Below are 6,349 nucleotides of genomic sequence, written 5' to 3' on the forward strand. Positions count from 1 at the left end.
TAGCTGAGTCGGTGGTCATCTTGTCACCCCTACCCCAAGGAGGGCCAGGGGGTAGCGATGCTTTTCTAGCTGTTCCAAATGCGTATTTTTTTTACAAGCTCAGTAAGCTGTTCTTCCAATTCAGGACGAAACGCCAGGTTTTCTTTGGAAAGATGCTCTGCATAGGCGAAAGCCTTACTGTGCTTATTTGTATAGTCTTTAGCCCCCGATATTTTGTTTTCGCGTAGATAATCTTGGATGGGTTCAAATTCGCCAATCTGCGAAAGGCCGGATTTGCCGTGGACCCCTTCAAACGCTTCTTTGGGTATATAATTTTCAATTTCCTTGCAGCGAGTAACCCAAACCATTGCTCGCGTCCCAGCCACGTCTTTGATCAGCTGAGCAACTCTTGGTTTCAGTGAGCCGCTGGAGTTTTTGCGATCGCTATCGCAAACAAATGCGAAGTTTCGATTTATTTTAAAAGCGCTAATTGCCTCTCTTGTTTCATCGTCAGGTATACACGCATTTATGTTTGCGAGTACGCTGCCTCCATAGAAAACGAATTGATAGTGACGGCCTTCAGTGAATTCACCGCGGCTCCATATGTCGATCCATTTTTTTAAAAATACACGGTCTGACGGGCCTTCAACCCAAATTAAACCGTTTGCTTGTAGCAGGTCACTCGCTCGAACTCCGAGGTCATCTAGAACTCCATGGCCAGTAGCGTCTCCTGTATATGTGCTTCCTGTGACGCCCTCGTCTCCTCGTATGACATGCAAAATCTGTGAGTGCTCGGAGTGTCCGAATATATCAATAGCAATATTGGAATGGGTTGTCAGAAAAATATGGCACTTGTTGGATAGTGCGAACTCTTCCAAATATATAAATAGGTTTCTTTGTAGGGCTGGGTGTAGGTTGTTTTCTAGTTCTTCGAGTGAGAATATATATTGTTCTATGGGTTTCTTTTCAAAGTCAGGGCGCACCAGTAAATTCAGTAGGGACAAAATTACTGTTTTGAGTCCACTCCCAGATGCTGATAATGCGACTGGGCCTTTTGTAGCTTCGCCCAAAAAAATTTCCCATTGATTGGTGGTTGAGTAGAAGCGAGTAGTTATTTCGTTGAAGACAATGTCTGGCGAAAAAATTTTATTAAGTGCCTCAAGCAGGTTTTTTTGAATTAAAGAACGATCAAATTCCACGTGTTGTAGATACTTGTGAATTATTTGTGTTGCCCCAACACCATCTGTTGAAAGTGACATGTTCTCGCTTATGCTCTCAGGGGTTATGTCACGATCCGCATCAAGTTTAATGTGTTTGAAAAGGCGCAATGCTGAAGTTGGTTTTATTTTTGCGATATATTTTTGCTCTATTTCGTTGGCTTGTGCACTTGAATTGATAAACTCAGTGGTTTTTTCTGAGGTTTCTTTCCATGTAATCAAAGCGTCAATAAATTTAACTCCATGGTCCTCCCAATGTTGTCCACCCAAATCTCCTCTACTGGTATTTGGTTGAAATACCTGCATCAGGTCCTGCTTGTCTAGAGCCTGTGTTATCTCTATGCAGTGGGAGATATTAGAGTGATTGTTGCGATCTTTACATAAAAAGTCTAGTGCGTGTAATAGTGCTGATTTCCCGATGTTATTTCGTCCAACAATAACATTGATTGGTTTTATGATTTTGAATCCGGCGCCTACAGGGCCGAAACTTTTATAGTTTTTTAACTGGAATCCGGTGTTTATGGTCATGGTGCCCTCCTGGCGGCACCGTATTTTTACCCGAAATCGCAGTGGTAGACCACCTGTTGAGATTTTTTATTTCTAAATATTGTTAATCAATGTCGATGGATTTGACAAAGGGCGCTTGAAGTGAACGGCGATGGTTTAGTGACTAATGCCAGTGGTTATTTAGTCTCTGTAACAATCTCAATAACGCGCAGATACAACTTTTTCGTCATCTCTTTGAAGAGTGCTCCAAGCAGCCGGTATGTATGGTCTTTGCCGAGGTTAGATTCTGCTCGGTTAGCAACAGCAACAGCAACAGCAACAACCACAGCTCTGGATGGACTATGTTGCGACCCACTCAGTGCCCATGGACTACATCAGCTCGCACCCAAAACGGCCAAGTCAGCATTGATCGCTCTTTGCGAACATTGTCTAAGTCCGCAACCCATCCAAAAGGGCTGCAACTGGATGTCCCAAAAGGCGCGGTCATCAGCAAAGCGCCGACAGGGTTGTCGGCGCTTTGAAGACCAGGCGTATGACGCGCTACGCTTGAACGACGGGGATATGACTGTTCACTGCCGCTTCACGGTACTCGGCGATTTGATCGAAGCTTAAGTAGCGGTAAACGTCGGCCGCCATGCTGTCGATGTTGTTCGCGTACTCCATGTACTCTTCGAAGGTTGGCAGCCTGCCCAGGATCGAGGCCACGGCAGCCAGCTCGGCCGAGGCCAGGTAGACGTTCGTGGCGTCGCCCAGTCGGTTCGGAAAGTTACGGGTCGACGTCGAGACCACAGTCGAGCCGGTCTGCACTCGCGCCTGGTTGCCCATGCACAGTGAGCAGCCTGGCATTTCCATGCGCGCACCGGCCTTGTCGTAAATGCCGTAGTAGCCTTCCTCGGTCAGTTGGTGAGCGTCCATCTTGGTTGGCGGGGCCAGCCATAGACGGGTAGGGATGCCCCCCTTGACCTTTTCCAGCAGCTTGCCGGCAGCGCGGAAGTGACCGATGTTGGTCATGCAGGAGCCGATGAACACTTCGTCGATGACCTGGCCCTGTACGGTCGACAGCAGGCGCGCGTCGTCCGGGTCGTTCGGCGCGCAGAGTACCGGCTCCTTGATCTGCGCCAGGTCGATTTCGATGATCTCGGCGTATTCGGCGTCCTCGTCCGCTTGCAGCAGCTCAGGGTTGGCCAGCCAGGCTTCCATTGCTTGTGCACGACGCTCCAGGGTGCGTGCATCGCCGTAACCTGTGCTGATCATCCAGCGCAGCAAGGTTATGTTCGAGCGCAGGTATTCGGCAATGGCCTTTTCAGGCAGCTTGATGGTGCAGCCCGCGGCGGAGCGTTCAGCCGAGGCATCGGACAGTTCGAAGGCTTGTTCGACGGTCAGTTCGTCCAGGCCTTCGATTTCCAGGATGCGTCCGGAGAAGGCGTTGATCTTGCCTTTCTTCTCGACAGTCAGCAGACCTTGCTGGATGGCGTAATAGGGGATGGCATGCACCAGGTCACGCAAGGTGATACCTGGTTGCAGCTTACCCTTGAAGCGCACCAGCACCGACTCCGGCATGTCCAGCGGCATGACACCGGTGGCGGCGGCGAAGGCGACCAGCCCGGAGCCCGCCGGGAACGAGATGCCGATCGGGAAACGGGTGTGGGAGTCGCCACCGGTGCCGACGGTGTCCGGTAGCAGCATGCGGTTGAGCCAGCTGTGGATGATGCCGTCGCCAACTTTCAACGAAACGCCGCCGCGGGTGCGCATGAAGTCCGGCAAGGTGTGATGGGTTTTCACATCCACAGGCTTGGGGTACGCCGCGGTATGGCAGAACGACTGCATCACCAGCTCAGCCGAGAAGCCCAGGCATGCCAGGTCTTTGAGTTCGTCACGGGTCATGGGACCGGTGGTGTCCTGGGAGCCGACGGTGGTCATTTTCGGTTCGCAGTAGGTGCCCGGGCGGATGCCGGTCACGCCACACGCCTTGCCGACCATTTTCTGCGCCAAGGTGAAACCCTTGGTGCTTTGAACCGGTGCTTCAGGCGTTTTAAACAGGTCCGAAGGAGGCAGGCCCAGCTCGGCGCGGGCTTTCTCGGTCAGGCCACGTCCGATGATCAGAGGGATACGGCCGCCAGCACGTACTTCGTCCAACAGCACCGGGGTCTTCAATTCGAAGGTGGTGATAACGTCTTGGGTGCCGTGCTTGCAGACTTTGCCGGCGTGCGGGTAGACGTCGATCACGTCGCCCATGTGCAGTTTCGAAACATCGAACTCGATCGGCAGTGCGCCAGCGTCTTCCATGGTGTTGTAGAAGATCGGGGCAATCTTGTTACCGAAGCAGAATCCACCGGCGCGTTTGTTAGGTACGTACGGGATGTCGTCGCCGAAGAACCACAGCACGGAGTTGGTCGCCGATTTTCGCGAGGAGCCAGTACCCACCACGTCACCGACGTAGGCCACCGGGAAACCCTGGGCCTTGACGGCGTCGATCTGCTTGAGCGGGCCAATGGCGCCAGGCTCTTGCGGCACGATGCCGTCACGGGCCATTTTCAGCATGGCCCGGGCGTGCAACGGGATGTCCGGGCGCGACCAGGCGTCCGGGGCAGGGGACAGGTCGTCGGTGTTGGTTTCGCCTGGCACCTTGAACACGCTCAAGCTGTACTTTTCTTCGATGGCCGGGCGGGCGGTGAACCACTCGCCGTCAGCCCAGGATTGCACTACGGCTTTGGCATGCACGTTGCCGGCCTTTGCTTTTGCAGCGACGTCATGGAAGGCGTCGAACATCAGCAGGGTGTGCTTCAGTTGTTCGGCGGCAACGGCGGCCAGTTCTGCGTCTTCCAGCAGTTCGACCAAGATGGCGATGTTGTAGCCACCTTGCATGGTGCCCAGCAGTTCTACAGCGCGCTGCTTGTCGATCAGGGGGGATCTGGCTTCGGCCTTGGCGATGGCGGACAGGAAGCCTGCCTTGACATAGGCCGCTTCATCCACGCCTGGCGGCACGCGATGGGTGATCAGGTCGACGAGGACTGCCTCTTTACCCACCGGGGGATTTTTCAGCAGCTCGACCAGGCCTGCGGTTTGTTCGGCGTTCAGCGCGAGGGGCGGCAAGCCTTCCTCGGCGCGCTCTTGTACGTGACGGTCATAGGCTTGGAGCACAGCGATCTCCTGCGGGGGTAATGGCACGCGAGGTGGGGTAGTGGGACAGTCCATTCCCGGGAAAAAAGCAAAAGCAGGGATTCGGTTTCCACCGAGGGTGACCACCCGTGGCTGCACCGAAAAGAACCTGCTCCTGCAAAACTATAAAATCATTGATTGTCGACACATTGCTATTGCGATGCGAAATCTAAAAGGATATTTCGCCTAATGCAACTAGATTGTCGACACATGGTTGATTTTTGTTCGTCAGAAGACCGCGGAGCGCCTGACGGACTCCATTCGAGAAGGTATTGAGGATTGCGAGGCCGCTTGATAGTCGGCCTCGTAGGAGCAAGCCTGCTCGCGATGGTCGTCAACGATGACGCTGGGCACCGGATACCTTCGGTGCCTTCAGGTTCATCGCCTTAGCCCGGGTGCCTTTGACGTACCGGGCCGATTACTTCTCAGGGCGTTTCAATAGCGCCGTGAATGACAGGCCTCGCCAATGATGTCGAGGAAGTCATCGTGGGACACTGGCTTGCTCACGTGGTAATTGAAACCCGATTGCCTGGTTTTTTTCTCGTCGCTGCTGGTGGCATAGCCCGTCAAGGCAATCGCCGGTGTGTGCTTGAGATGGGCGATCTGGCGAATGGCATGCATCAGTTCGTGGCCATTCATGAGCGGCATGCCGATGTCCGAGATGATCACGTCGTAGCTGCTGTCCCTGGCGGCTTTCAGGGCCTTGTGCGGATCGCTGAAGGCATCGACGTGAGCATCCTCCATTTCCAGCAACGTCTGCAGGACCTCCATGACGTCCAGGGAGTCTTCCACCAGCAGCACTTTCTGGCCGATCAGTCGCCCCGACGCACCCGGCCCATGCGGTTGCTCGTTGGCGTGCTGTGGCGCCTGGCACAGAGGCAACAGGACGGTAAACCTGCATCCGCGGCCCAGGCCTGCGGAATGTACATTCACCGAACCGCCGTGGGCTTCCACCAGTTGCCGCACCAACGACAGGCCAATGCCCAGGCCTTCGCGCTGATGACTGGCGTGCTGGTTGTCCGCCTGGCTGAAGAGATCGAACACCTTGTGCAGATTGTCCTGCTCGAGCCCCACGCCGCTGTCGATGACGTCCAGCTGCGCCATGTTCTCGACACGATGGGCGATCAGCTCGATGCGGCCATCCCTGGGCGTGAACTTCAGTGCGTTATTAAGCAGGTTCCAGATGATCTGCTCCAGGCGTGTGCTGTCGGCATCGACCACCAGGGGAGGCTGGGGCAGTTGCAGCGTGACCTCGCACGGATGCTGGTCATTGATCACCACGGTGTAGATATCCTGGAGAATGCGTCCCAGGTCCACCGCCTGTTTTTTCAGCTTGAGCTTGCCGGTGCGCACCCGGGCGACGTCCAGCAGGTCGTCGATGATCCGCGCCTGGCTGGCGACGGCATCGCAGATGGTGTTCACGGCTTTGATGGCCGGCCCGGCGGATTTGGTCATCGGCAGGCGCCGCAGCAGTTCGGCATTGAGCT

At 54.7% G+C, this 6,349-nt stretch carries 3 protein-coding genes; all 3 read right to left on the reverse strand.

Annotated features, from left to right (window positions below):
- Window positions 1-65: 65 nt before the first annotated feature.
- Window positions 66-1,724 carry an AAA family ATPase gene (locus QLG10_RS23605; RefSeq protein ID WP_282488144.1) on the reverse strand — a complete coding sequence of 553 codons (1,659 nt, stop codon included), beginning with the start codon at window positions 1,722-1,724 and terminating at the stop codon, window positions 66-68.
- Between the two features lie 519 nt (window positions 1,725-2,243).
- Window positions 2,244-4,844, reverse strand: coding sequence for a bifunctional aconitate hydratase 2/2-methylisocitrate dehydratase (gene acnB, locus QLG10_RS23610; protein WP_282488145.1), 2,601 nt, complete (start codon window positions 4,842-4,844; stop codon window positions 2,244-2,246).
- 453 nt (window positions 4,845-5,297) lie between these two features.
- Window positions 5,298-6,349 (reverse strand): ATP-binding protein (locus QLG10_RS23615; protein ID WP_282488146.1); only part of this gene is annotated, 1,052 nt, incomplete at its 5' end.

Source organism: Pseudomonas sp. V98_8, from assembly GCF_029967975.1.
In the GTDB taxonomy this organism is placed as follows: domain Bacteria; phylum Pseudomonadota; class Gammaproteobacteria; order Pseudomonadales; family Pseudomonadaceae; genus Aquipseudomonas; species Aquipseudomonas umsongensis.